Origin of the sequence: Streptomyces virginiae, from assembly GCF_000720455.1 — a bacterium.
Lineage (GTDB): Bacteria > Actinomycetota > Actinomycetes > Streptomycetales > Streptomycetaceae > Streptomyces > Streptomyces virginiae.
In genome coordinates this window covers 106,882-130,135 of record NZ_JOAK01000003.1, presented here as the reverse complement: position 1 = coordinate 130,135, position 23,254 = coordinate 106,882, and the positions used below count along the sequence as shown (strand labels likewise).

Annotated in this window: 25 protein-coding genes; 10 read left to right on the top strand and 15 right to left on the bottom strand. The window is 72.3% G+C overall.

Annotated elements, in window-relative coordinates; genetic code table 11:
• The first annotated feature begins 36 nt into the window (after window positions 1-36).
• The 5 genes from IG86_RS0105880 to IG86_RS0105860 all read left to right on the top strand — a co-directional run bounded on the left by IG86_RS0105880 (window position 37) and on the right by IG86_RS0105860 (window position 3,823).
• Complete coding sequence (locus IG86_RS0105880; protein ID WP_030895204.1) at window positions 37-780, top strand: maleylpyruvate isomerase family mycothiol-dependent enzyme; 744 nt, start codon at window positions 37-39, stop codon at window positions 778-780.
• Window positions 781-901: 121 nt separating this feature from the next.
• Window positions 902-1,447 (top strand): hypothetical protein, encoded by a 546-nt coding sequence (locus IG86_RS0105875; RefSeq protein ID WP_030895202.1) that lies wholly within the window; start codon window positions 902-904, stop codon window positions 1,445-1,447.
• Between the two features lie 69 nt (window positions 1,448-1,516).
• A complete protein-coding gene (locus IG86_RS0105870) occupies window positions 1,517-1,999 on the top strand; it encodes an MTH938/NDUFAF3 family protein (RefSeq protein ID WP_078905809.1) in 483 nt (160 codons plus the stop codon).
• Between the two features lie 100 nt (window positions 2,000-2,099).
• A complete protein-coding gene (locus IG86_RS0105865) occupies window positions 2,100-3,197 on the top strand; it encodes a serine hydrolase domain-containing protein (protein WP_157854770.1) in 1,098 nt (365 codons plus the stop codon).
• Window positions 3,198-3,406: 209 nt separating this feature from the next.
• On the top strand, window positions 3,407-3,823 hold the full coding sequence (locus IG86_RS0105860) for a hypothetical protein (RefSeq protein ID WP_051784990.1): 417 nt from the start codon (window positions 3,407-3,409) through the stop codon (window positions 3,821-3,823).
• A gap of 34 nt (window positions 3,824-3,857) precedes the next feature.
• On the opposite strand, the gene IG86_RS0105855 is transcribed toward IG86_RS0105860, so the two are convergent.
• On the bottom strand, window positions 3,858-4,814 hold the full coding sequence (locus tag IG86_RS0105855; RefSeq protein ID WP_234316155.1) for a spherulation-specific family 4 protein: 957 nt from the start codon (window positions 4,812-4,814) through the stop codon (window positions 3,858-3,860).
• A gap of 164 nt (window positions 4,815-4,978) precedes the next feature.
• Complete coding sequence (locus tag IG86_RS0105850) at window positions 4,979-5,677, bottom strand: TetR/AcrR family transcriptional regulator (RefSeq protein WP_030895192.1); 699 nt, start codon at window positions 5,675-5,677, stop codon at window positions 4,979-4,981.
• A 94-nt stretch (window positions 5,678-5,771) separates the two neighbouring features.
• Here IG86_RS0105850 and IG86_RS0105845 point away from each other — a divergent pair, with 94 nt between their 5' ends.
• A complete protein-coding gene (locus IG86_RS0105845) occupies window positions 5,772-6,296 on the top strand; it encodes a nitroreductase/quinone reductase family protein (protein ID WP_173429163.1) in 525 nt (174 codons plus the stop codon).
• Between the two features lie 17 nt (window positions 6,297-6,313).
• Here IG86_RS0105845 and IG86_RS39710 read toward each other — a convergent pair whose 3' ends face one another.
• Together IG86_RS39710 and IG86_RS0105835 are read right to left on the bottom strand one after the other, a co-directional pair.
• A complete protein-coding gene (locus tag IG86_RS39710) occupies window positions 6,314-6,664 on the bottom strand; it encodes a hypothetical protein (protein ID WP_051784989.1) in 351 nt (116 codons plus the stop codon).
• A 154-nt stretch (window positions 6,665-6,818) separates the two neighbouring features.
• Window positions 6,819-8,018 carry a geranylgeranyl reductase family protein gene (locus IG86_RS0105835; RefSeq protein ID WP_045936881.1) on the bottom strand — a complete coding sequence of 400 codons (1,200 nt, stop codon included), beginning with the start codon at window positions 8,016-8,018 and terminating at the stop codon, window positions 6,819-6,821.
• Between the two features lie 347 nt (window positions 8,019-8,365).
• On the opposite strand from IG86_RS0105835, the gene IG86_RS0105830 reads away from it, so the two are divergent.
• Window positions 8,366-9,730 (top strand): dipeptidase, encoded by a 1,365-nt coding sequence (locus IG86_RS0105830; RefSeq protein WP_030818618.1) that lies wholly within the window; start codon window positions 8,366-8,368, stop codon window positions 9,728-9,730.
• A gap of 149 nt (window positions 9,731-9,879) precedes the next feature.
• A complete protein-coding gene (locus IG86_RS0105825) occupies window positions 9,880-10,575 on the top strand; it encodes an MBL fold metallo-hydrolase (protein ID WP_030818620.1) in 696 nt (231 codons plus the stop codon).
• 64 nt (window positions 10,576-10,639) lie between these two features.
• Here IG86_RS0105825 and IG86_RS0105820 read toward each other — a convergent pair whose 3' ends face one another.
• A complete protein-coding gene (locus tag IG86_RS0105820) occupies window positions 10,640-11,677 on the bottom strand; it encodes an NUDIX hydrolase (RefSeq protein ID WP_030818622.1) in 1,038 nt (345 codons plus the stop codon).
• Between the two features lie 197 nt (window positions 11,678-11,874).
• On the opposite strand from IG86_RS0105820, the gene IG86_RS0105815 reads away from it, so the two are divergent.
• Entirely contained in the window at window positions 11,875-12,861 is a 987-nt protein-coding gene (locus IG86_RS0105815) for a LacI family DNA-binding transcriptional regulator (protein ID WP_078905844.1), read from the top strand.
• Window positions 12,862-12,924: 63 nt separating this feature from the next.
• Here IG86_RS0105815 and IG86_RS0105810 read toward each other — a convergent pair whose 3' ends face one another.
• The 5 genes from IG86_RS0105810 to IG86_RS0105790 all read right to left on the bottom strand — a co-directional run bounded on the left by IG86_RS0105810 (window position 12,925) and on the right by IG86_RS0105790 (window position 17,561).
• Entirely contained in the window at window positions 12,925-14,223 is a 1,299-nt protein-coding gene (locus IG86_RS0105810) for a DUF6986 family protein (protein WP_030818626.1), read from the bottom strand.
• A 182-nt stretch (window positions 14,224-14,405) separates the two neighbouring features.
• Window positions 14,406-15,368, bottom strand: a complete 963-nt coding sequence (locus IG86_RS0105805) for an electron transfer flavoprotein subunit alpha/FixB family protein (RefSeq protein WP_030818628.1) — start codon at window positions 15,366-15,368, stop codon at window positions 14,406-14,408.
• Window positions 15,369-15,428: 60 nt separating this feature from the next.
• Window positions 15,429-16,214, bottom strand: a complete 786-nt coding sequence (locus IG86_RS0105800; protein WP_030030595.1) for an electron transfer flavoprotein subunit beta/FixA family protein — start codon at window positions 16,212-16,214, stop codon at window positions 15,429-15,431.
• 200 nt (window positions 16,215-16,414) lie between these two features.
• Window positions 16,415-16,963, bottom strand: coding sequence for a flavin reductase family protein (locus tag IG86_RS0105795; protein WP_030818631.1), 549 nt, complete (start codon window positions 16,961-16,963; stop codon window positions 16,415-16,417).
• 286 nt (window positions 16,964-17,249) lie between these two features.
• Window positions 17,250-17,561 (bottom strand): TlpA family protein disulfide reductase, encoded by a 312-nt coding sequence (locus IG86_RS0105790; RefSeq protein WP_030818633.1) that lies wholly within the window; start codon window positions 17,559-17,561, stop codon window positions 17,250-17,252.
• Between the two features lie 313 nt (window positions 17,562-17,874).
• On the opposite strand from IG86_RS0105790, the gene IG86_RS0105785 reads away from it, so the two are divergent.
• The gene (locus tag IG86_RS0105785) at window positions 17,875-18,597 is read left to right on the top strand and encodes a lysophospholipid acyltransferase family protein (RefSeq protein ID WP_030657609.1); all 723 of its coding nucleotides are present in this window, start codon (window positions 17,875-17,877) and stop codon (window positions 18,595-18,597) included.
• Between the two features lie 54 nt (window positions 18,598-18,651).
• On the opposite strand, the gene IG86_RS0105780 is transcribed toward IG86_RS0105785, so the two are convergent.
• The 5 genes from IG86_RS0105780 to IG86_RS0105760 form a co-directional block, all read right to left on the bottom strand.
• Complete coding sequence (locus IG86_RS0105780) at window positions 18,652-19,074, bottom strand: hypothetical protein (protein WP_030895180.1); 423 nt, start codon at window positions 19,072-19,074, stop codon at window positions 18,652-18,654.
• Between the two features lie 109 nt (window positions 19,075-19,183).
• Window positions 19,184-19,834 (bottom strand): transglutaminase-like domain-containing protein, encoded by a 651-nt coding sequence (locus IG86_RS0105775; protein WP_051785034.1) that lies wholly within the window; start codon window positions 19,832-19,834, stop codon window positions 19,184-19,186.
• Window positions 19,835-19,929: 95 nt separating this feature from the next.
• Entirely contained in the window at window positions 19,930-20,991 is a 1,062-nt protein-coding gene (locus tag IG86_RS0105770) for a threonine aldolase family protein (protein WP_030657603.1), read from the bottom strand.
• Window positions 20,988-21,749, bottom strand: coding sequence for an SDR family NAD(P)-dependent oxidoreductase (locus IG86_RS0105765; RefSeq protein WP_030818644.1), 762 nt, complete (start codon window positions 21,747-21,749; stop codon window positions 20,988-20,990). Before IG86_RS0105765 ends, IG86_RS0105770 begins: the two co-directional genes overlap by 4 nt.
• A 26-nt stretch (window positions 21,750-21,775) precedes the next feature.
• Window positions 21,776-23,182 (bottom strand): DUF6421 family protein, encoded by a 1,407-nt coding sequence (locus IG86_RS0105760; protein WP_030818646.1) that lies wholly within the window; start codon window positions 23,180-23,182, stop codon window positions 21,776-21,778.
• Window positions 23,183-23,254: the final 72 nt, after the last annotated feature.

Sequence of the window (23,254 nt, the reverse complement as noted above, 5' to 3'; positions counted from 1 at the left end):
CTCCATTGTCGGTGCCGGGGCTGTAAGACTCCCGGTATGGAGATCACCGAGTACGTGAAGACCCTCGCCCGGGAAGGCGCGCTGCTCGCCGACGTGGCAGAACGAGCCGGTACGGATGCCTTCGTCCCGTCCTGTCCGGGCTGGCACGTCACCGACCTGCTGCGGCACACCGGGTCGGTGCACCGCTGGGCCGCCGCCTACGTCGCGGAGGGGCGGCTGGAGCCCACGGGGTTCCCCGAGGCTCCGGAACTGGTCGACGGCGAGCTCCTGGCGTGGTTCCGGCAGGGCCATGCGGATCTGGTGCGGACGCTGACGGAGGCGCCGGACGACGTGCAGTGCTGGACCTTCCTCCCGACGGCCCCGGCGTCGCCGGTGGCGTTCTGGGCCCGGCGGCAGGCCCATGAGACCACCGTGCACCGGATGGACGCGGAGACCGCACTGGGCGTCGTCTTCTCGCCGGTGCCGCCGGAGTTCGCGGAGGACGGGGTGGACGAGCTGCTCACCGGCTTCCACGCGCGGCCGCGCAGCCGGGTGCGTACCCCGCAGCCGCGGACGATGCGGATCCGCGCCGCCGACACGGGCGCGGTGTGGACCGTCCACCTGTCACCGGCGCCGCCGCGCACGGTGCCGGGCGACCTCGGCGACGCGGTCGACTGCGAGGTGACCGGCGAGGCGGCCTGGCTGTACGCGGCGCTGTGGAACCGGCAGCCGCTGGCGGGTCCAGGGGTGACGGGCGACCTGTCGCTGGCGGCGCTGTGGATGGAGACGGCCGAAATCTGACCGCTCCGCCGGGGGCGGCGGCGTCGGCGGCCGCCATCGGCGCCCGCCACCCACCCCCCGGCCGGAGACCTGCGCGGACCAGCGGTTATGGTCACCTCCTCAACGATCACGGGGGTAGCAGATGTTCGGTTCCACGGTGCGCGGCGCGGCGTTGACCGCGGTGGTTCTGGCGGGGTTCGCGGTCTCCTGCGCTGCGGATCCGGCCACGCCGGGTACCGCGCCCTCGGCATCCTCCGCTTCCTCCACGCCCTCTGCGGCCTCCACGCCGTCCGCGTCCTCGCTGCCGGACGCGTCGGAAGCGGGCCGGGCCGCGCCTTCGGCGTCCCGCGGGCCGTCCTCCTCCGCCCTGCCCGGCACCGCGCCGGAGAAGGTCCGGGACGCCTTCGCGGGGCTGCAGGCCACGCTGGACGGTTCGTGCACGCCCGCCGAATGCGCCTACTTCCTCGGCCGGGTCTACGACGAACTCCACGGCCTGGACGCGGCGATGAAGGCGGACCCGAAGGGTCCCGGGCACTTCCCGGAGCCGATCGCGCTGGTCGCGAAGCTCGACGCCGAGCTGGGCGGGGACCGGAGCTTCAAGAACCTGAAGGAACACCAGACGCTGCTGATCGGCACCCGCGACAAGATCAACACTTGGATGCAGGGCCACCCGGACGACTACCGCTGACCCGGGCCGGGCGGTCCCGCTCCGCGAAAGGCCCGCGCTGGTGATCATCGCGGCTGCGATGCTGGCCGCATGAGCGATGCCGACGCCGACGCCCGTACCGATGCGCGTACCGATGCCCGCACCGATGGCCGCTCCGACGGTGACACCGCGTCCGGCCCGCCCGGTGCCGCCGCGCCGGAGGGTACGGGCCGGTCCCCGGGGATCAGCCGCCTGGAATGGGGCGTGATGGAAGTCGAAGGCCTGCCTCCCGGCAAGGACTTCGTCCTGTATCCGGGCGGCGGCCACCCGTGGGACTGGGCCGCGCACGGCACCCGGCACTCCCCCGGGGTCCAGCCCGGGGACGTCCGCGAGCTGCTGGAGCGCGGGGCGACGGTCCTCGTCCTCAGCCTGGGCATGGACGAACGGCTCCGGATCGCACCGCCGACCCTGGAGCTGCTCCGGCAGACGGGCGTGGAGGTGCACGTGCGGGAGACCCGGGCGGCCGCCACGCTCTACGACTCCCTCGCGGCCGGCGGCCGGCCCGTGGGCGGCCTCTTCCACTCGACCTGCTGACCCCTCGGGCCGGCTGCGCGCGGAGCCCGGCCGGCTCTTGATCGACTGGCCGGGGCGCGGCCGCCGGAGGAGCCTCGGCAGTGGGAGGAAGGTGTTCCGCGTGCATCGGAGGTCGTCGTCGTACACCGCCGGGGCCGCCATGGTCCTGGTCGCGCTCACCGGTGTCGCGACCCCACGGGCGTACGCGGCCGACGACGACCGCGCGCAGCGTAGCGCGGCAGTGCTCCGGGAGCTGGTGCCGTCCCCCGACGGCCCGGGGTGCGCGGCCGCGGTCGGCGAGCGCGGTGAAGTCGTCTGGGAGGCGGGGAGGGGCAAGGCCGACCTGGCCACCGGGCGTGGCATCACCTCGAAGACGGTCTTCGACATGGCGTCGAATTCCAAGCAGTTCACCGCGGATGCCGTTCTCCTGCTGGCCGGGCGGCATCAACTCTCGCTGGACGACCCCCTGTCCGACTTCCTCGACGACCCGCCCGTCTGGACCCGCAAGGTGACGCTGGGGGACCTGATGCGTCACACCAGCGGCATTCCCGACTACCAGGACCTGTTGGAGGCCAAGGGCGTCGAGGTCACGGATCCGGCCGGCCAGCAGGAGGCGATCGCGGCCGTCCTCGCCTCGCGGCCGGAGGGTCCGCCGGGCAAGCGGTTCTCGTACTCCAACTCCAACTACGTCCTGCTGGCCCATGTCGTCGAAAAGGTCACCGGGAAGCCGTTCCCGGCCTTCCTGCAGCAGGAGTTCTTCACTCCGCTGCACCTGCGCATGACGTTGTCCCCGGCGGTGGACGTTCCCGGGAAGGCGAAGTCGTACGCCGAGAAGGACGGTTCCTTCACCCCCGACGCCTCCCCCTGGAAGCAGTACGGGGACGGGTCCGTGCAGACCACTCCGGGGGAGATGGTCCGCTGGGCCGACAACTACCGCACCGGGCGCGTCGGCGGACCCGCGCTGCTCACCGCAGTCACGCGTGGAGCGGTCGGCGTGGGCGACGTGCTGCGCGGGCGCGGCATCGAGGCGGGCCGGTACGGGGCCGGGATGCTCCTCCTTCCCGACAACAGCCTGGTGCACCGCGGCGACTGGGAGCAGTTCCACAGCACCTTCAAGGTGAGCCCGGACCGGAACACCGCGGTCACCGTGGTGTGCAACGCGGACTCTCCCGACCACTTCCGGGCGGCGAACCGGCTGCTGGCGATCTGGACCACATGACGTCGCGTCCGATCACCCGACCACCCGCGAGACGGGGCCGGGCGGGGAGAAGGGGGTACGCACCGGCTCCGGAGTCGCGGTCGGCGAGGCGCGTCGGCGGCGGCGCGGACGGGATCGACTCGCTCGTCACCAGGGCCGTCGGCGCCGCCCGGTACGCGGAGCAGCCGAATCTCCGGTGCAGTTGCTGCTCCTGCTGGAGCGGGCTGCCTATGCACGGCCGCTTCGAGACGTACGTCCGGCCCGACCGCGCCTTCGCCGCGTGGCCCATGCACGACGACCGGACGGTGGTCATCTGCGGGGTCCCGATGCGTGGCGTCGCGGCCGACCGGGCGGACGTCGAGGCGGGTTGCCCGGCCACGATCGCGCCGGCCCCGGCGTTCGCGGAACGGGCAGCGTCCGCCACCCGCGAGAGTCGCCTCGTGGGAGCGGCGGTACCGAACTTCTTCCGCAGGCCGTACGGTCCCGGCCGGGCGATGGTCGGCGACGCCGGGTACGTCAGGGACTTCATCACCGCCCGGGGCATCCGGGGCACCTTCCGCGACGCCGAGTTGTGCGGACGGGCCCTCGACGAGACCTTCACCGGCCGGCCCCCGGCGCCGGTCCCGGTCCCGGTCCCGGCTCCCTGAACGCCGCCGTCACGTGGCCGCCGGCGTGACATCCCTACCCGAGGGTGGCCGCGTAGCTGGTCTGGGAGGTGTACTTCCAGGTCGGGCCCGTGTTCCACGGGTTGGGCATGACCGTGTCCGTGGCGTAGGCGTAGCCCGCGCCGCGGTCGAAGGCGGTGCGGAGGGTGGCGCGCATCGCCCCGTCGCCGGGCACGTCGTGGACCAGGTGCCAGAAGGCCGTGCCGCTCGGGTCGAGTTCGGTGCCGGGGCGGTAGCCGGAGTCGTGGTCGAAGACGTTGCCGCCGAGCCAGCCCGCGCCGGTGTAGGCGGCGTAGGTGTCCTCGTAGGTGACGAAGACGTCCGCGGTCCGGCGGCCGGGCTCCAGGTAGCAGTCGGCTATGGCGGTTCCGGGGTTGTTGACGACGAGGTCGGGGACGGCGGGGTCGGCGGCGTTCATGGTGTCCTGGACGTAGCGGCGCAGCTCGGCGTAGTGGTCGCGGGTGGCGTTGGCGGGGCCGCAGTCGCGGCTGACGACGTCGAAGAAGATGCCGTCGACGTGGAGGCGGCCGTCGGGGGTCTTGAGGTAGTTGTCGACGGATGCCTTGACGGCGGCGATGTCGCGGTTGCCGTGGTCGGTGTGCACGTAGCCGAGCACTTTGGTCCGCTCGCCGGTGGAGGTGGTGCGGGCGCGGAGCGCGTCGGCGCGGGCCCGCCACGGGGCGTCGAAGGGGGCGTCGCCGTTGCCCGGGTTCAGTACGACCACCGAGGGCGCCGGGCCGGCCTTGGTGAGGTCGGTCAGCATGCGGTCGTTCGCCATCACGTAGGCGGGGACGCCGATCTCCAGGCCCCGTACGCCGGGCAGCCGGGGGGTGGGGGGCCGGGTGGGCGCCGGGGCGGCGGCCGCAGCGGACCCGGCGGACGCTTCGCGCTGCGGCGTTGCGGCGGACGGCGCCGGCGCGGCCAGCAGGACGGTGGCCAGGACGGCGTACAAGGCCTTCTCCGCGCGAGGCATGAACGTTTCCTCCGATGGAGGCGGGGTGGGGGACCCGAGGAACACTAGACGGACGGCCCGTCGTTCAAGGCTGAACCTCCTGTATTGGCCTGAGGAACAGCAGAGCGAGCCGTCGCCCCATCACGTGAATTCGCGCGGGGACGCCCCCCTCCCCCGCCGTCCTGTCATACGGCGGGCAGTCCGACCCCGTGCGCCAGTTGACCCGCCGCGTGGGTGAAGAAGGCGGACCGTTCCTCGACGACCCCCTGGAACTGGCCGAACAGTTCGAAGGAGACGAGCCCGGCGAGCTGCGCCCAGGCGGCGACGAGGGCGGCGACGACCGCCGGCGGCAGGCCCTCGGCGAACTCGGCGGCCATCCGGCCGGCCTCGGGGCCCAGGGCCGGCGGGAGCGGCGGGAGGGCGAGGCCGCGCCCCTCGAACGCGGCGCGGACGATGCCGATGAGGACGTTGCCGACCCGGGAGGCGGGGCCGATGGTGTCGGCGGGGGCGCTGTAGCCGGGGACCGGGGAGCCGTAGACGAGGGCGTATTCGTGCGGGTGCTCCAGTGCCCACGCGCGGACGGCCTCGCAGGCGGCGATCCAGCGGTCGCGGGGCGGGGCTCCTGCGGCGTGGGCGCGGGCGTCGGCCTGCTCGGCGGCGGCGCCGAGGCTGTCGTACGCGTCGATGATGAGCGCGGTCAGCAGCTCGTCGCGGCTCGGGAAGTAGCGGTAGAGGGCCGAGGAGACCATGCCCAGCTCGCGGGCGACGGCGCGCAGGGAGAGTTTGGCGGCGCCCTCGGCGGCGAGCCGGCGGCGGGCCTCGTCCTTGATGGCGGCGGTGACCTCGATACGGGCCCGTTCCCTGGCCCCTCGCACGGTGTTCATGCGGGTCAGTGTGCCACGCGGGCGGAGCACTGCCCAGAAAACGGATCGCCGATCTATTTCGAGAGCAGTGCTCTTGCTTTGGTGCGTCGATCCGATGCACACTGATCTCAAGCGAGAGCACTGCTCTCCCGATGCAGAAGACGGCCCGGAGGTCCTCGTGAACGCGCCCACCCCGTACTACGTCCAGGCCGGCCCGCTCGTCACGCGCTTCAACTCGTTCTTCGGCAAACTGGCCCGTGTCGGCATCAGCCTGGCCGGCAGCGCCGAGCTCTCGGTGCGCGGCCGCACGTCCGGCAAGATGCAGCGCATCCCGGTCAATCCGCACCGGTACGAGGGCGCCGAGTACCTCGTCTCGGCCCGCGGCCACTCCCAGTGGGTCCGCAACATGCGGGTGGCGGGCGGCGGCGAGCTGCGCGTGGGGCGGAAGGTGCGCGCGTTCACCGTCGTCGAGATCGCCGACCCGGTCGAGAAGGCCGCGATCCTGCGCACCTACCTGGAGAAGTGGGGCTGGGAGGTCAACCAGTTCTTCCGGGGCGTCGACGCGAAGGCCTCGGACGCGGAGATCCAGGCCATCGCCGGCGACCACCCCGTCTTCCGGATCGTCCCCGCGTCGAGGTGACAGGCCGCGAACCCGGCTCAGCCGCGCCACCTCAGCAGCCGTTCGGCCAGGTGGTGGCACCACAGCCAGAGGGGCAGCCGGCGGTGCGGGACGAAGGACCACAGGTCGTCGTCGGCCTCGTTGCCGCGCGGGCAGCCGCGCGGCAGCTCCAGGCACCGCCGGTCCACCGTGCGGTGGATCCGCGCGACGTGCGCCGGCGCGACGACCCCTTGTCCGCGGACCTCCCGGTCCGGTGACTCCAGGGCCCTGGCCACCACCGGCAGCGCCACCGAGGGGGCGGGGTGGTTGAGCGCGAGCGCGATCACCTCCACCCCGACCGTCGGCTCGTTCCGCGCGAAGGCCGCGAGGACCACGTCCGGCCGGTCCACCCGGTTGAGGTTCGCGCCGCTCCGCCGGTCCGGCTCCCCGGGCCCGGGCCCAGACCCGGCCGAGATCCGGCCGAGATCCGGTCCCAGACCCGGGCCCGGGGCCCCGGCCCGGGCCCCGGGCCCGGGCAGTCGTCCGGGTCTTCGCGCACGGCTCCTATCCCCGGTCGCCGCTCCGCGCCGCCGCCTGCCGCGCGTCCAGCGCGTGCAGCGCCTTGCGCGCCAGCGGGTACGTACGGACCATGTCGGCCAGGGTCGTCGCACCCCGCGTGATGCGGGCGAAGGCCCGCCACGCCGGACGGAAGCCGGTGATCGCCGCGTGCAGCAGCCCCGGCCGGGCCTCGAAGACGGTCAGCATCCGCTTGCCGACGCCCATCTCGACGCCCAGCCCGGCCTTCACCGCGAAGGCGTAGTTGAGGGCCTGCCGGCGCGCGTCCACCGCGTCCTGCGCCTCGGCGATCTTCACCGCCCACTCCCCCGCGAGCCGCCCCGAGCGCAGTGCGAAGGAGATGCCCTCGCGGGTCCACGGCTCCAGCAGTCCGGCCGCGTCGCCCGCGACCAGGACCCGGCCGCGCGAGAGCGGCGAGTCGGGCTTGCGGCACCGCGTGAGGTGCCCGGAGGAGACGGCCGGTTCGAAGCCGGCGAGTCCGAGGCGGGCGATGAAGTCGTCCAGGTACCGCTTGGTCGCGGCACCCTCGCCCTTGGCCGAGATCACCCCGACCGTGAGGGTGTCGCCCTTGGGGAAGACCCAGCCGTAACTGCCGGGCAGCGGACCCCAGTCGATCAGCACCCGCCCCTTCCAGTCCTCCGCCACCGTCGCGGGGACGGGGATCTCCGCCTCCAGGCCCAGGTCCACCTGGTCCATCTCGACGCCCACGTGCGCGCCGATCCGGCTCGCGCTGCCGTCCGCGCCGACCACCGCGCGCGCCAGAACGGTCTCCCCGTCGGCCAGCACCACGGCGACGGTGCGCCGGTCGGGCACGGCCGTCCCGTGCTGCTCCACGCGGGCCACGGCCGTGCCCGTACGGACGGTGGCGCCCGCCTTCTCCGCCTCCGCGACCAGCCCCGCGTCGAACTCGGGCCGGTTGATGAGCCCGAACAGCATGTGCTTCGAGCGGCGGGTACGGGTCAGCTTGCCGTCCATGGAGAAGGTGACCGCGTGGATGCGGTCCTTGAGGGGCAGGACGAAGCCCGGCGGGAGGGCGTCGCGCGAGGGGCCGATGATGCCGCCGCCACACGTCTTGTACCGGGGCAGTTCGGCCTTCTCCAGCAGCAGGACGCGCCGCCCCGCCGTGGCCGCCGCGTGCGCGGCGGAGGACCCTGCCGGTCCGGCTCCGACCACGACCACGTCCCACACCTCGCCGGCTCCCCCGGCCACCTCGTCGCCCGCCCCCTGCCCGGCCGGGCCCGCGCCCGTGCCTGCGTCCGCTCCGGCCGCGGCGTCCATGCCCGCGCCTTCGCCTGCATCCGCGCCTTCGCCTGCATCCGCACCTGCGTCGCGTACGTCGTCGTCGCTGCTCACGATGTGTTGCTGCTCCTGATCACCCGGTTGCTCCGATGCCGGTGAAATCCTACGGCGAGACGCCGCCCCACCCTGCTGTGCGAAGATCGGACCGTCTTTTCGCCGCACCCGGCATACGCGCATCCCGCGCATGCGCGGGATGCGTACACGGATACAACGTCGCACCCAAAAGGAGCGTGCCCATGTCCCAGAATCCGATCGCCGAGACCATCGCCTCGATGATGCCCCGCGCCAAGCAGGAGCTGACCGAGCTGGTGGCCTTCCAGTCGGTGGCGGACTGGGCGCAGTTCCCCCGCAGCGAGAGCGAGGCCGCGGCGAACTGGGTGGCCGACGCCCTGCGCGTCGAGGGCTTCCGGGACGTGGCTCTGCTCGACACCCCCGACGGCACGCAGTCCGTGTACGGCTTCCTGCCCGGCCCCGAGGGCGCGCCGACCGTACTGCTGTACGCGCACTACGACGTGCAGCCGCCGCTGGACGACGACGCCTGGATCTCCCCGGCCTTCGAGCTGACCGAACGCGACGGTCGCTGGTACGGGCGCGGCGCGGCCGACTGCAAGGGCGGGTTCATCATGCACCTGCTGGCGCTGCGCGCCCTGAAGGCCAACGGCGGTGTGCCGGTGAGCGTGAAGGTGATCGTCGAGGGCTCGGAGGAGCAGGGCACCGGCGGTCTCCAGCAGTACGCGGAGGCGCACCCGGAGCTGCTGACCGCCGACACCATCGTCATCGGCGACGCGGGCAACTTCCGCCTCGGCCTGCCGACGGTGACCGCCACCCTGCGCGGCATGTGCCTGCTCAAGGTGAAGATCGACACGCTGGGCGGCAACCTGCACTCCGGCATGTTCGGCGGTGCCGCGCCCGACGCGCTGGCCGCGCTGATCCGCGTGCTCGACTCGCTGCGCGCCGCGGACGGTTCCACGACCGTCGACGGCCTCGCCTCGGACGAGGTGTGGGAGGGCCTGCAGTACCCGGAGGCGGACTTCCGCACCGACGCGAAGGTGCTGGACGGCGTCGAGCTGATCGGCGAGGGCACCATCGCCGACCGCCTGTGGGCCCGCCCGGCCGTCACCGTGCTCGGCATCGACTGCCCCCCGGTCGTCGGCGCGACGCCGTCCGTGCACGCGAGCGCCGGCGCGCTGATCAGCCTGCGCGTGCCGCCGGGCGTGGACACCGGCGAGGCGATCAAGCTGCTCCAGGCCCACCTGGAGGCGCACACGCCGTGGAAGGCGCGTCTCGAACTGGAGGTGGTCGGCCAGGGCCAGCCGTTCCAGGCGGACACCGACAGCCCGGCGTACGCGTCGATGCGCACGGCCCTGGAGGCCGCCTACCCCGGCCAGGAGATGCAGATCAGCGGCATGGGCGGGTCGATCCCGCTGTGCAACACGCTGACGTCGCTGTACCCGCAGGCGGAGATGCTGCTGATCGGGCTGAGCGAGCCGGAGGCGCAGATCCACGCGGTCAACGAGAGCGTGTCGCCGGAGGAGCTGGAGCGCCTGTCGGTGGCCGAGGCCCTCTTCCTCGTCAACTACGCGGAGTCCAAGCGCGCCTGATCCGGCCGGACCCGGTACGCGTCGGCCCGGCACCCGCCGGCCCGGTACGCGCCGCTCCGTTTACGCCCAGGGCGCAGTGTGCCCTGGGCGTACTCCGCTGACGGTGAAGTCGCGTGCCCGGGGCGGCGGACCGTCCGTACGTTCACCGTATGGATCTCGTCGAAGTGCTCCCGAACCGGCTCCACATGCTCCGCTTCCCCATCGGCCAGGCGTACCTCTGGCAGGACGGCGGAGCGCTCACCCTCGTCGACGCGGGCAACGCCGGATCAGCGGCGGCGATCGAAGGGGCGATACGTTCCCTCGGGTTGCTCCCCGAGCGGCTTGAGCGGATCGTCCTCACGCACTGCCACCGCGACCACGTGGGCGCGGCCGGTGAACTCGCCGCCCGCTGGGGGGCCCGGGTGCTCGCGCACCGGCTGGACGCGCCCGTGATCCGGGGCGAGCGGCCCGTTCCCGAACCGGTGCTCCTGGACTGGGAGATCCCCTTGTACGCGCACGGCCTGACCGTTCCCGAGGCCCCGCCCACCCCGGTCGACCGCGAGCTGGAGGACGGGGACGAGCTGGGCTTCGGGGACGGGGCGTACGTCGTCCACGCCCCGGGCCACACCGACGGCAGCATCGGCATCCACCTGCCGCGCCACGGTGTGCTGTTCGCGGGTGACTGCGTCGCCGCCGTCGGCCCGCTGATGCTGGGTGTCTTCAACGTCGACCGCGTCAGGGCGATCGAGTCGTTCCGGCGGCTGGCCGGGCTCGAACCGTCGGTCGCCTGCTTCGGCCACGGCGATCCCCTCACGGTGGCCACCGCCTCCGCCCTGGCCGAGGCCGCCGCCGACACCCCTGCCTGACCGCGGGCCAGTGAGCCGGCACCGGGCGCCCCGGAGGCGAACCGGGCCATGGGCAGCAACCACCTCAGCCGGTGGGGACGCCCGCCTCCAGGTAGAGGGGGCGGCCGCGTTCGCGGGCGCGCAGGGCCCAGCGCAGGCGTTCGTAGCGGTGCTGTGGCAGGAGTTCCGCGGCCTCGGCCTCCGTCACGAAGCGCCAGGCCCGCAGTTCGGGGCCCGGCAGCCGGAGGCGGGCGGCCGTCTCGGGCGTGAGGCGGCCGCCGTCGAAGAGCAGGCGCAGCCCTCCGAAGCCGGGGGGCTGCGGGCGTTCCCAGTCGACCACGAGGAGCCCGGGCGTCCGGTCCAGGACGAGGCCCAGTTCCTCCGCGACCTCCCGTACGCCGGCGCACGCGGGTGCCTCGCCGGCTTCGACAACGCCTCCCGGGAACTCCCAGCCCGCCTTGTACGTCGGGTCCACCAGCAGCACCCGGTCCTGCTCGTCGAAGAGCAGCACCCCGGCGGCGACCGTCTCCCGCGTGGGCTCCGGGGTCTGCACGATGTCGCAGACCCGGGCGGTCTCCGAGCGGACGGCTTCGGCGATCCGCTCGGCGGTTTCGCGGACGGTCAGGGTCCCGTTGTCGATGACGTGCGCGTCGCCGGTGAGCCAGCCGAGCGCCTCCTGGTAGGCCGGGATGTGGTCGTAGGCCCACTGCCGGACCCGCAGGTCCACGTCCTGCGGGTCCCCGGGCTCGGTGCGGGTCGCTGTCCGCTCCCGAAGGATCGTTTCCGCAGGGGCGAGCAGCACGTGCCGCACCGGGATGCGCCGCGCCGCCAGCCCGCCGAAGATCTCGTCCCGGTAGTCCTGGCGCAGCAGCGTCATCGGGACCACGAGTACCCCGCCCACTTCCGCGAGCATCGCCGCGGCCGTGTCCACGACCAGCCGCCGCCAACTCGGCAGGTCCTGGTAGTCGGTGACCTCCGCCAGCCGCTTGGGCGGCAGCAGCACCCGCAGCGCGTCGCCGATGAACTCCGGGTCGAACAGGGTGCTGTCCGGGAGGATTGCGGTCAGTTCACGGGCCGTGCTGGTCTTCCCGGCGCTGAACGTGCCGTTGATCCAGACAATCACGTCTACCCCTCTCCCCATGGCTCGTCCGGAGCCCCCAGTGGCTTGCCCGCCCCACCCTGCCACGAAAACCTCACTATCGGCCGAGTGCTTATCCTCAAGGTCACGAGCCCGCACGCTCGCCCGAGTACCAGGGAGGATTCACGACCGTGCCCCACAACCGCCGCACGTCCGACCCCCGCTACGGCAACCGGCCGACCATGAAGGACGTGGCGGCCCAGGCGGGCGTCGGCCTCAAGACGGTGTCCCGGGTGGTGAACGGCGAGCCGGGCGTCACCCCCGAGACGGAGAAGCGGGTCCTGGAGGCCATCGAGGCCCTTGGCTTCCGCCGCAACGACAGCGCACGCGTGCTGCGCAAGGGCCGTACCGCCACGGTCGGCCTGGTCCTGGAGGACCTCGCCGACCCCTTCTACGGTCCACTGAACCGGGCCGTGGAGGAGGTGGCCCGCGCGCACGGGGCGCTGCTCATCAACGGTTCCAGCGCCGAGGACCCGGACCGGGAGCGGGAGTTGGCGCTCGCGCTGTGCGCCCGCCGGGTGGACGGCCTGATCGTGATCCCGGCCGGGAACGACCACCGTTACCTGGAGCCGGAGATGCGGGCGGGGGTGGCCACGGTGTTCGTGGACCGGCCGGCCGGCGGGATCGACGCCGACGTGGTGCTGTCGGACAACTTCGGCGGGGCCCTCGGCGGCGTCGCCCACCTGATCGCGGGCGGCCACCGCCGGATCGGTTTCATCGGGGACCACCCCCGCATCCACACGGCGACGGAGCGCCTGCGCGGCTACCGCGCGGCCATGGCGGAGGCGGGCCTCGCCGTGGCCGGATCCTGGGTCTCGCTCGGCTCGACGGACCCCGACCGGGTCGCGGCGGCGGCCAGGTCGATGCTCGCGGGCCCGGAGCCGGTGACCGCAGTCTTCGCGGGGAACAACCGGGTGACGGTCACGGTGGTACGGGTCCTGGCCGCGCTGGAGCGCCCGGTGGCCCTGGTCGGCTTCGACGACTTCGAGCTGGCGGACCTGCTGCGGCCTGGCGTCACGGTGGTCGCCCAGGACCCGGCGGCGCTGGGCCGGGTGGCCACGGACCGCCTCTTCCAGCGCCTGGCCGGAGCCGGGCTCCCCCCGTCCCGCACCGAACTCCCCACCCGCCTCATCCCCCGCGGCTCGGGCGAACTCCCGCCGGCGGTCTGACCCCCCGCCCACGCCGACGGCCCGGCCCCGGGAGAACGGGGCCGGGCCGATGGGGTTCGGGAGTCAGGCGGTCGCCGTCAGGGTCGCCGAGCGGCGCGGGATGGCGAAGGCGTCGAGTTCGGCGCGGGTCAGACCGGTCAGGGCGGTGACCTCGTCGGCGCCCACCGCGCCGCAGTCGAGGCCGCGGACCAGGTACCCGGCCAGGGCCTTGGCGGTGGCCGGCTCGTCCATCACGTCGCCCTCGATCTTGGCCACGTACGCCTTCAGGCGCGCGGCGGCGGCCTCCAGGCCCTCGCGGTAGAAGGTGAAGACGGCCGCGTAGCGGGTGGGCAGGTGCGCCGGGTGCATGTCCCAGCCCTGGTAGTAGGCACGGGCCAGGGCGCGGCGGGTGAGGCCGTAGTGGAGCTTCCAGCCCTCGTGGACCTTCTCGGTGGTGCCGATCGGCAGCACGTTGGTGGAGCCGTCGGAGACGCGTACGCCGGTGCCGGCGGCCGCGACCTGCATGATCGCCTTCGCGTGGTCGGCGGCGGGGTGGTCGCTGGCCTGGTACGCGGCGGACACGCCGACGCAGGCGCTGTAGTCGAAGGTGCCGTAGTGCAGGCCGGTGGCGCGGCCCTTGGACGCCTCGATCATCCGGGCGACGGTGGCGGTGCCGTCGGAGGCCAGGATGGACTGGCTGGTCTCGATCTGGATCTCGAAGCCGATCCGGCCCGGGCGCAGGCCGCGGGTGCTCTCGAAGGCCTCCAGCAGCTTGACGAAGGCGCTGACCTGCTCGGCGTAGGTGACCTTCGGGAGCGTGAGGACGAGACCCTCGGGCAGGCCGCCGTGCTCCAGCAGGCCGGAGAGGAAGATGTCCGTGGTGCGGATGCCGCGGTCGCGGACGTTGGATTCCATGCACTTCATGCGGATGCCCATGTACGGCGCGTTCGTGCCGTTGGAGAAGGCCTCCGAGACGAGGCGGGCGGCGCGGGCCGCGGCCTGGTCCTCCTCCTCGTCGGAGCGGACGCCGAAGCCGTCCTCGAAGTCGACGCGGAGGTCCTCGACGGGCTCGCGCAGGAGCTTGGCGCGGACGCGGTCGTAGACCGGTACGGCCAGGTCGTCGGAGATGCCGAGGACCTTGGCGAAGGTGGCGGCGTCCGGGGCGTGCTCGTCGAGCGCGGCCAGGGCCTGGTCGCCCCACGAGCGGATGGTGTCCGCGGCGAAGACGTCACCGGGCACGTAGACGGTGTGGATGGGCTGCCGGGTGCCGGGGTCGCCCGGGTAGTGGCGCGCGAGCTCCGCGTCCACCGGCGCGAGGGAGGCGCTGATGCCCTCGCTGACCGCGCCTGCGAGGCTCGTCGCCACCTTCTCCTGCTGACCCATCGTACACTCTCCTCTTTTCCGCTTCACGGAAGCTTAGATCCGCATAGCAGAATTTAGTCACGCGGTTCCGCTCCGTCAATGGTCCCTCGGCCGCCCGGGACAAACGACTCGGGGCCGCGCGGTGAGAATCACCACACGGCCCCGGAGAAGCGGTACTACGAAGAGAAACGCAGGTCAGGCGGTCAGCCCTTGCGCGCCTTGATCTCGTCGGTCAGCTGCGGGACGACCGCGAAGAGGTCGCCGACCACGCCGTAGTCGACGAGGTCGAAGATCGGGGCCTCGGCGTCCTTGTTGATGGCCACGATGGTCTTCGAGGTCTGCATGCCGGCCCGGTGCTGGATCGCGCCCGAGATGCCGGAGGCGATGTAGAGCTGCGGGGAGACCGACTTGCCGGTCTGGCCGACCTGGTTGGTGTGCGGGTACCAGCCGGCGTCGACGGCGGCGCGCGAGGCGCCGACGGCCGCGCCGAGGGAGTCCGCGAGGGCCTCGATGATGCCGAAGTTCTCGGCACCGTTGACGCCGCGGCCGCCGGAGACCACGATCGCGGCCTCGGTCAGCTCGGGACGGCCGGTCGACTCGCGCGGGGTGCGGCCGGTGACCTTGGTACCGGTGGCCAGGGCGCCGAAGGTGACGGCGAGCGCCTCGACGGCGCCGGCGGCCGGAGCGGCCTCGACCGGAGCCGAGTTCGGCTTGACGGTGATGACCGGGGTGCCCTTGGAGACGCGGGACTTGGTGGTGAACGAGGCGGCGAAGGCCGACTGCGTCGCGACCGGGCCCTCGTCACCCGCCTCCAGGTCGACGGCGTCGGTGATGATGCCGGAGCCGATGCGCACGGCCAGGCGGGCGGCGATCTCCTTGCCCTCGGCGGAGGACGGGACGAGCACGGCGGCCGGGGAGACGGCCTCGTACGCGGCCTGCAGCGCGTCCACCTTCGGTACGACGAGGTACTCGGTGAACTCGGGGGCGTCGGCGGTGAGGACCTTGACCGCGCCGTGCTCGGCGAGCACCGCGGCGGTGGCGTCGGCACCGGCGCCCAGGGCGACGGCGACGGGCTCGCCGATGCGGCGGGCCAGCGTCAGCAGCTCGAGGGTGGGCTTGCGGACGGCGCCGTCCACGTGGTCGACGTAGACGAGAACTTCAGCCATGGGACTGCTCTCCTGCTATTGCGAAGTGTCTGGGGGCTTTGAGGGGGATGACCGAAGCTCTTAGATGAACTTCTGGCCGGCCAGGAACTCGGCCAGCTGCTTGCCGCCCTCGCCCTCGTCCTTGACGATCGTGCCGGCGGTGCGCGCCGGGCGCTGCGCCGCGGAGTCCACCGCGGTCCAGGAGCCTTCCAGACCGACCTCGTCGGCCTCGATCTCCAGGTCCTCGAGGTCCCAGGACTCGACCGGCTTCTTCTTCGCGGCCATGATGCCCTTGAAGGACGGGTAGCGGGCCTCGCCCGACTGGTCCGTCACCGAGACGAGCGCGGGGAGGGAGGCCTCCAGCTGCTCGCTCGCGGTGTCGCCGTCGCGGCGGCCGGTCACGGTGCCGTCCTCGACCTTGACCTCGGAGAGCAGGGTGACCTGCGGGACGCCCAGGCGCTCGGCAAGGATCGCCGGGAGGACGCCCATGGTGCCGTCGGTGGACGCCATGCCCGTGATGACCAGGTCGTAACCGGCCTTCTCGATGGCCTTGGCGAGCACCAGCGAGGTGCCCATGACGTCCGTGCCGTGGAGGTCGTCGTCCTCGACGTGGATGGCCTTGTCGGCGCCCATCGACAGCGCCTTGCGCAGCGCGTCCTTGGCGTCCTCGGGACCCACCGTCAGAACGGTGATCTCCGCGTCGTCGGCCTCGTCGGCGATCTGCAGCGCCTGCTCGACGGCGTACTCGTCGAGCTCCGACAGCAGGCCGTCGACGTCGTCACGGTTGACGGTCAAGTCCTCGGTGAACTGCCGGTCGCCAGTGGCGTCGGGCACGTACTTCACACAGACAACGATCCTCAGGCTCACGCCGGCTCTCCTACCGCATCGTCTTTTCGTGTACCGCCTTATGCAGGCAGCATAGGCGCCTTGTCGGGCGGATCCCGATCGGGGCGGCCCGCGCCCCGAAGGGAATGTTACTCGTCAGTACACCTTGGGTCCCACCAAGTCGCAAGGTCGGCGAACTGTGATCTGCCCAACGCCGCCCGACCCGCCCCAGCAGGGACGATTCAGTCGCGCAGCGCGTTGAAGCGCCCCTGGTGGTAGAGCAGCGGACGACCCTCTCCGGCCGGGTCACCCACGACCGCCTGCGCGATGATCACACGGTGTTCCCCGGCGGGCACCCTCGCCACCACCCGGCACACCAGCCACGCCAGCACGCCGTCCAGGACCGGAACCCCGTGCGGTCCGGCGGCCCAGCCGGTGGCGGGCCCGAAACGGTCGGCTCCACTGCGCGCGAACAGGCCCGCCAGCTCACGTTGGTGCTCGCCGAGTATGTGGACGCCGAGGTACTCGCTGTCACGCACCGCGGGCCAGCTGGAGGCCCCGGTGCCGATCGTGAAGGAGAGCAGCGGCGGGTCGGCGGAGACGGAGTTGAGCGAGGTGGCGGTGAAGCCCACCGGCCGTCCGCCGTCCTGGGAGGTGATCACCGCGACTCCGGCGGCGTGCTGCCGGAAGACGGAGCGCAGGAGGTCGGGCGAGCCGGGACGGCCGGCGCCGGAAAGAGGGGAAGCGGCCGTCGGGACCGTCGGGACCGTCGGGACCGTCGGAGCACTCATCAGGGTTCTGCCTTCTGCCGCAGGACGTGCGGGCACAGTCGGGATCACGGGCGGGTCGTTCAGTGATCCTGACAGCGCGCGCTCGCGTGGCGGACGAGGTCCACATGAGGCCGTCCGTAGAGCAGGAGTTCATACCGCATACGGTCAGCCTGGCGATCTCCCGTGGACGCAGTCAAGCGGGATCGGGCAGATGTCAGGCGCGTCACGCGGTGTGCGGGCGCGCGCACCGGCGCGCCCGGGCCCCCCGGTTCCGGGCGCCCCGCCGGCCGGACCGTTCGCCGTCCCGTCATACGGCGGCGCCGAGCGCGGCGATCACGTCGGCCTTGCGCGGCATGCCGGCCGCCCGCCGCACGATCCGGCCGGCGGCGTCCAGGACGAGCACGGTCGGGGTCTTCTCGATGCCCAGGGCCCGCACCAGGTCGAGCCGCTCCTCGGCGTCGATCTCGATGTGCGCGACTCCGCCGACCATGGCCGCCACCTCGGCGAGGATCCGCCGCGTGGCCCGGCAGGGCTGGCAGAAGGCGCTGGAGAACTGCACCAGAGTGGCCCGCCGGCCCGGCTCCGCTCCCAGTTCCGCGGCGCCCAGGAGCGCCGGCACGCCGTCGGCCCGACCACCGGCCCGGCCGTCGCACCGACCGTCGGACCGGTCGTCCCGTCCGTGTTCCCGCCCGAGCACCCGCACTCCCGTCACCGCTGTCTCCTTCGCGTACGTACATGATCGTCGTACGCTCGTACGTGGATGGACACCCGGCGGGCCCCGGGCATTCCCGGCGTGACGAGAATCTCTCCGGGCACGGGCGTCTGGACTGGCCAGCGGCCCGCGTTTGGGGCACCATCCCCAAGGGTCGCGTACCTACGCTTCCGTAACTTCCGGCCGGGAGCACCTCCCCAGGCAGAAAGCGGGTCTCCCCATGGCTGAGCTCGTCTACCCTCCGGTGATCGGCGCCGCGCACGGGCTGTTCCGCGCGCTCGACATCCGCATCGACATGAAGGGCACCGAGAACATCCCCCGCAAGGGCGGTGCGGTCCTGGTGTCGAACCACATCGGCTACCTCGACTTCATCTTCGCCGGCCTGACGGCGCGGCCGCAGAAACGCCTGGTGCGCTTCATGGCGAAGGAGTCGGTGTTCCGGCACAAGGTGTCCGGCCCGCTGATGCGCGCGATGAAGCACATCCCGGTGGACCGCAAGCAGGGCGAGACGGCGTACCAGCACGCGCTGGAGTCGCTGCGCTCCGGTGAGATCATCGGGGTCTTCCCCGAGGCGACGATCTCCCAGTCCTTCACGCTGAAGAGCTTCAAGTCGGGTGCGGCCCGCATGGCGCAGGAGGCCGGCGTCCCGCTGATCCCGGTGGCGCTGTGGGGCACGCAGCGGCTGTGGACCAAGGGCCGTCCCAAGAACCTCAAGCGCAGCCACATCCCCGTGACGATGCGGGTGGGCGAGCCGATCGAGGCGCCCACCGACCAGTACGCCGGGGCGATCACGCGCCGGCTGCGCGAGCGCGTGCAGGAGCTGCTGGACGCCGCCCAGCGCGCCTACCCGGAGAAGCCGCGGGGTACCGAGGACTCCTGGTGGCTGCCGGCCCACCTGGGCGGCACGGCGCCGACCGCGGCCCAGGTGCGCGAAGCGGGCTGAGCCCCACCCTCGCACGGTGCGGCTCCGCCCCCCGGAGGGGAGCGGAGCCACGTCTCAGTGCCGGTGGGGCCGGCCGCCGTCCCCGGAGCCGTCCGGAGGACCGCAGGGGGCTTTGACGCACTGCCACTTCGGTTCCTTCGGGACGTGCGGCCCGTGGTCCGAGCCCTTCCCCGGGCTGTCGGGGGGCCCGCACGGGGCCGTGATGCACTGCCACTGCGGGTTCTTCGGAACGTGCACCCCACCGTCGGAGCCGCCCTTGCCGGGACGCTTCTTGCCCCACGTGCCGTCCTTCTTCCACGTGTCGTGGTGGTCCTTGTCCGGCCGCTCGCCGTGCCGGTCCGCCACGGCCGCGTGCGGGGTGGCAGGGGCGGCAGGGGTGGCTGCGAACGAGGTCGTGGGCACCAGTACGGCTCCGGCGGCCACGGCGGCCGTGGCCGCGAACAGGGCCAGCCGTCGCGTGCGAACGGTGTGGGTCATGGTGGTTCTCCTCCGACGAGAGAGCGGAACGGACATCTCCAGTACGCCCCGCCCCGCGCCGCGCGTCACGCCCCTGCATCCCGTGGCTTGACACCCGCCGGCCCCCCTGTCAGAGGGCCCGGTTCGTCATCACGTCGAGGCCCGTACCCGCGGCGGACGCCGGGAGCGCGGTCGGCAGCCTGCGCCACAGCTCCTGGCGGTCGGCGGACTCCCGGAGGGCCGTGAGCACCGCCGGGTGGGGGGCCGCGTACAGCTCGGGGTGATCGACCTCGCCCAGTTCCGGGCGGACGGGGAAGGCCAGGCGTTCCTCGGCGAGATCGAACCGCGCGTCCACCCCGGGCTTGTTGCCGCGCGGGTCGAGCCGGCTCCAGCGCTCCCCGCCGGGCAGGTGCAGGGCGATCAGCCCGTGGACGAGGGGGTTCGAGCCGTCGTCGTCGGCCAGGCGCTGGTAGCACAGCGCGGCCGGGATCCCCTGGGCGCGCAGCAGGGCGACCAGGGCGTGGGACTTGGCGTGGCAGATGCCGTTGCGCGTTCCCAGTACGGCGGAGGCCTTCCAGGTGACCCGTGGGTCCCCGGAGTCGGCCGAGTGCGCGATGGTGTCGCGAACGAACTCGAAGGCGGCCTCGGCGTATGAGTATGCGTCGCCGGTCGTGGACCAGAGGGCTTCTGCTGTTTCCAGCACGAGGGGATGCCAGTGGTCTATGGCCTCGTCCGAGGCCAAGTACGCGAGGACGTCGGGGTTTTGCTGGATCAGCTGCATGGCCCGGAGCATAGGCATGCCACCCACCGCGAATCAATGAATTTACGGTGGGCGGCATACATATGCAGTCAGGCGGAGAGGCCGATCACCCGGAACTAGCGGGCGAGCTCCTCCTTGAGGGCCTGGAGGAAGCCGTCCACGTCCTCCACCTGGGTGTCGAAGCCGCACATCCAGCGGACGTCACCCGCAGCCTCGTCCCAGAAGTAGAAGCGGTAACGCTTCTGCAGACGCCGCGACACCTCGTGCGGCAGCCGCGCGAACACCGCGTTCGCCTGCACCGGGTAGAGGATCTCCACGCCGTCGGTCTCGCGGACCCCGGCGGCGAGCCGCTGCGCCATCTCGTTGGCGTGGCGGGCGTTGCGCAGCCACAGGTCCTTGGCGAGCAGCGCTTCGAGCTGCACCGACACGAAGCGCATCTTCGAGGCGAGCTGCATCGACATCTTGCGGATGTGCTTCATCTGCCGGACCGCGTCCGGGTTGAGCACGACGATGGCCTCGCCGAACATCATGCCGTTCTTGGTGCCGCCGTAGGACAGCACGTCGACGCCGACCGTGTTGGTGAAGGTGCGCATCGGCACGTTGAGCGAGGCCGCGGCGTTGGCTATCCGGGCACCGTCGAGGTGGACCTTCATGCCGAGCCCGTGGGCGTGGTCGCAGATGGCCTTGATCTCGTCCGGCGTGTAGACCGTGCCGAGCTCGGTGTTCTGGGTGATCGAGACGACCTGCGGCATCGCGCGGTGCTCGTCCTCGAAGCCCCAGGCCTCCTGGTCGATCAGCTCGGGCGTGAGCTTGCCGTCCGGGGTGGGCACGGCGAGCAGCTTGAGCCCGGCCATCCGCTCCGGCGCGCCGCCCTCGTCCACGTTGATGTGGGCGCTCTTGGCGCAGATCACGGCGCCCCAGCGGTCGGTCATCGCCTGGAGGGCGGTGACGTTGGCGCCGGTGCCGTTGAAGACCGGGAAGGCCTCCGCGTACGGTCCGAAGTGGCTGCGGATGATCTTCTGCAGGTGTTCGGTGTACTCGTCCTCGCCGTAGGAGATCTGGTGACCTCCGTTGGCGAGGGCGAGGGCCTCCAGGATCTCCGGATGGACCCCCGCGTAGTTGTCGCTGGCGAAGCCGCGCACTGCCGGATCGTGGTGCCGGCGGGCATCGGTCTTCACGGTTGCGGAGTGAGCCACAGACGCTGTCCGTTCACATCGATGGCGGGCCGCTCCCACACGCCGGCGATGGCCTCGGCCAGCTCCTTCACGTCGGTGAAGCCCGCGAACTTCGCATTGGGACGCTCGGCGCGCATCGCGTCGTGCACCAGTGCCTTGATGACCAGGATCGCAGCTGCCGCGCCGGGACCCTCGTCACCCCCCGCCTTGCGGAAGGAGTCCGCCATGGCGAGGGTCCAGGCCTCGGCGGCCGCCTTGCCCGCGTTGTAGGCGGCGTTGTTGGCGACCGGCTTGTGCGCGCCGGACTGGCTCACCAGGACGTAGCGCCCGCGGTCGCTGCGCAGGAGCCCGTCGTGGAAGGCCAGCGAGGTGTGCTGGACGGTGCGGATGAGGAGCTTCTCCAAGAAGGCCCAGTCCGCGAGGTCGACGTCGGTGAAGGTCTTGCTGCCGCGCCAGCCGCCGACGAGGTGGACCAGTCCGTCGATCCGCCCGAACTCCTTCTCGGTGTGCTCGGCCCAGGCCTTCGTGGCGTCCAGGTCGAGCAGGTCCACGGTGTCACCGGTGATGGTGGCGCCGCCGTGGGCGTAGCGGGCCGCGTCCACGGCTTCCGCGAGGCGCGCCGCGTCGGCGTCGGACGCGACGACGGTCGCGCCCGCCTCGGCGAGGCGGAGCAGGGCGGCGCGGCCCGCGGGCCCGCCGGCCCCGGCCACCGCCACCACCGCTCCGTGCAGCTTTCCGTTGCCGTTCCCGGAGCCGTTCATCTGTGCAGCCTCCTGTGGGCGAGTGCTCACGCGGCGACCCGCTCGGCGTGCTCTGCGTTCAGAGCGGTGATGCCCTTGGTCGAGGCGATGGTGCCCTTGAGCTTCTTGGCGAGCGCCTCAAAGAACATGCTGAGCGGAAACTCGTCCGGAAGCACGTCGTCGACCAGCTTGCGCGGCGGCTGCGTCAGGTCCAGCGCGTCGGCGCCCTTGGCCCACTTGGAACCCGGGTGCGGGGCGAGGTAGGTCGAGACGAGCTCGTAGGCCTTGAACCAGTGGACCAGCTTCGGGCGGTCGATGCCGGCCCGGTAGAGGTCCTCGATCTCGGCGCACAGCTGGTTGGTGACCTGCGGGGCGCGCATCCAGTCGATCTTCAGCTTGTTGTCCGTCCAGCGCACGACGTCGTGCTTGTGGAGGTAGGCGAAGAGCAGCTGGCCGCCGAGACCGTCGTAGTTGCGGTTGCGGTCGCCGGAGACGGGGAAGCGGAACATCCGGTCGAAGAGGACGGCGTACTGCACGTCACGGCCGTGCTCGTTGCCCTCGGACTCCAGCTTCACGGCCTCCTTGAAGGCGGTGAGGTCGCAGCGCAGCTCCTCCAGGCCGTACATCCAGAACGGCTGGCGCTGCTTGATCATGAAGGGGTCGAACGGCAGGTCGCCGTGGCTGTGGGTGCGGTCGTGGACCATGTCCCACAGGACGAAGGCCTTCTCGCAGCGCTCCTGGTCGTCGACCATGCGCGCGATGTCCTCGGGCAGGTCGATGCCCAGGATGTCCACGGCGGCCGCGGTCACCTTGCGGTAGCGGGCGGCCTCGCGGTCGCAGAAGATGCCGCCCCAGGTGAAGCGCTCGGGGGCCTCGCGCACGGCGATGGTCTCCGGGAACAGCACGGCGGAGTGCGTGTCGTAGCCGGGGGTGAAGTCCTCGAAGGTGATGCCGAGGAAGAGCGGGTTGTCGTAGCGGGTGCGCTCCAGCTCGGAGAGCCACTCGGGCCACACCATCTTCAGCACGACGGCCTCGAGGTTGCGGTCCGGGTTGCCGTTCTGCGTGTACATCGGGAAGACGACGAGGTGCTGCAGGCCGTCGGCGCGCTCGGCGGCCGGGTGGAAGGCCAGCAGGGAGTCGAGGAAGTCCGGCACGCGGAAGTCGTCCGCGGCCCACTTGCGCAGGTCGCCGATGAGCGCCTGGTGGTACGCGGTGGCGTGCGGGAGCAGCGGGGACAGCACCTCGACGGCGCCGATCACGCGCTCGACCGCGGCGCGGACGGTGGCGCGGGCGTGCTCGCCCTCGGCCTCGAAGTCGATGGAACCGTCGGCCGCCTGCCAAGGGCGGATCTCCTCCACGGCGGCCTTGAGCTCGGGCCACGCAGGGTGGTCTACCACCCGCGCCCCAGCGGATATCACGGCACCGCCGACGCCCGGCACAAGAGTTTCCGTCATGTCACTTCCTCCACAGGAGAACCTCACGTCCGCACAGCGTATGCGTGCGAGGCTCTCCCGCTCAAGAGGCAA

Bases quoted from the DNA above. Each gene is read 5' to 3' on its own strand.
- IG86_RS0105880 (WP_030895204.1), top strand. From the start codon at position 37: ATGGAGATCACCGAGTACGTGAAGACCCTCGCCCGGGAAGGCGCGCTG.
- IG86_RS0105875 (WP_030895202.1), top strand. From the start codon at position 902: ATGTTCGGTTCCACGGTGCGCGGCGCGGCGTTGACCGCGGTGGTTCTG.
- IG86_RS0105870 (WP_078905809.1), top strand. From the start codon at position 1,517: ATGAGCGATGCCGACGCCGACGCCCGTACCGATGCGCGTACCGATGCC.
- IG86_RS0105860 (WP_051784990.1), top strand. From the start codon at position 3,407: ATGCACGGCCGCTTCGAGACGTACGTCCGGCCCGACCGCGCCTTCGCC.
- IG86_RS0105855 (WP_234316155.1), bottom strand. From the start codon at position 4,814: ATGCCTCGCGCGGAGAAGGCCTTGTACGCCGTCCTGGCCACCGTCCTG.
- IG86_RS0105850 (WP_030895192.1), bottom strand. From the start codon at position 5,677: ATGAACACCGTGCGAGGGGCCAGGGAACGGGCCCGTATCGAGGTCACC.
- IG86_RS0105845 (WP_173429163.1), top strand. From the start codon at position 5,772: ATGCACACTGATCTCAAGCGAGAGCACTGCTCTCCCGATGCAGAAGAC.
- IG86_RS0105830 (WP_030818618.1), top strand. From the start codon at position 8,366: ATGTCCCAGAATCCGATCGCCGAGACCATCGCCTCGATGATGCCCCGC.
- IG86_RS0105825 (WP_030818620.1), top strand. From the start codon at position 9,880: ATGGATCTCGTCGAAGTGCTCCCGAACCGGCTCCACATGCTCCGCTTC.
- IG86_RS0105815 (WP_078905844.1), top strand. From the start codon at position 11,875: ATGAAGGACGTGGCGGCCCAGGCGGGCGTCGGCCTCAAGACGGTGTCC.
- IG86_RS0105810 (WP_030818626.1), bottom strand. From the start codon at position 14,223: ATGGGTCAGCAGGAGAAGGTGGCGACGAGCCTCGCAGGCGCGGTCAGC.
- IG86_RS0105805 (WP_030818628.1), bottom strand. From the start codon at position 15,368: ATGGCTGAAGTTCTCGTCTACGTCGACCACGTGGACGGCGCCGTCCGC.
- IG86_RS0105795 (WP_030818631.1), bottom strand. From the start codon at position 16,963: ATGAGTGCTCCGACGGTCCCGACGGTCCCGACGGTCCCGACGGCCGCT.
- IG86_RS0105785 (WP_030657609.1), top strand. From the start codon at position 17,875: ATGGCTGAGCTCGTCTACCCTCCGGTGATCGGCGCCGCGCACGGGCTG.
- IG86_RS0105780 (WP_030895180.1), bottom strand. From the start codon at position 19,074: ATGACCCACACCGTTCGCACGCGACGGCTGGCCCTGTTCGCGGCCACG.
- IG86_RS0105775 (WP_051785034.1), bottom strand. From the start codon at position 19,834: ATGCAGCTGATCCAGCAAAACCCCGACGTCCTCGCGTACTTGGCCTCG.
- IG86_RS0105765 (WP_030818644.1), bottom strand. From the start codon at position 21,749: ATGAACGGCTCCGGGAACGGCAACGGAAAGCTGCACGGAGCGGTGGTG.
- IG86_RS0105760 (WP_030818646.1), bottom strand. From the start codon at position 23,182: ATGACGGAAACTCTTGTGCCGGGCGTCGGCGGTGCCGTGATATCCGCT.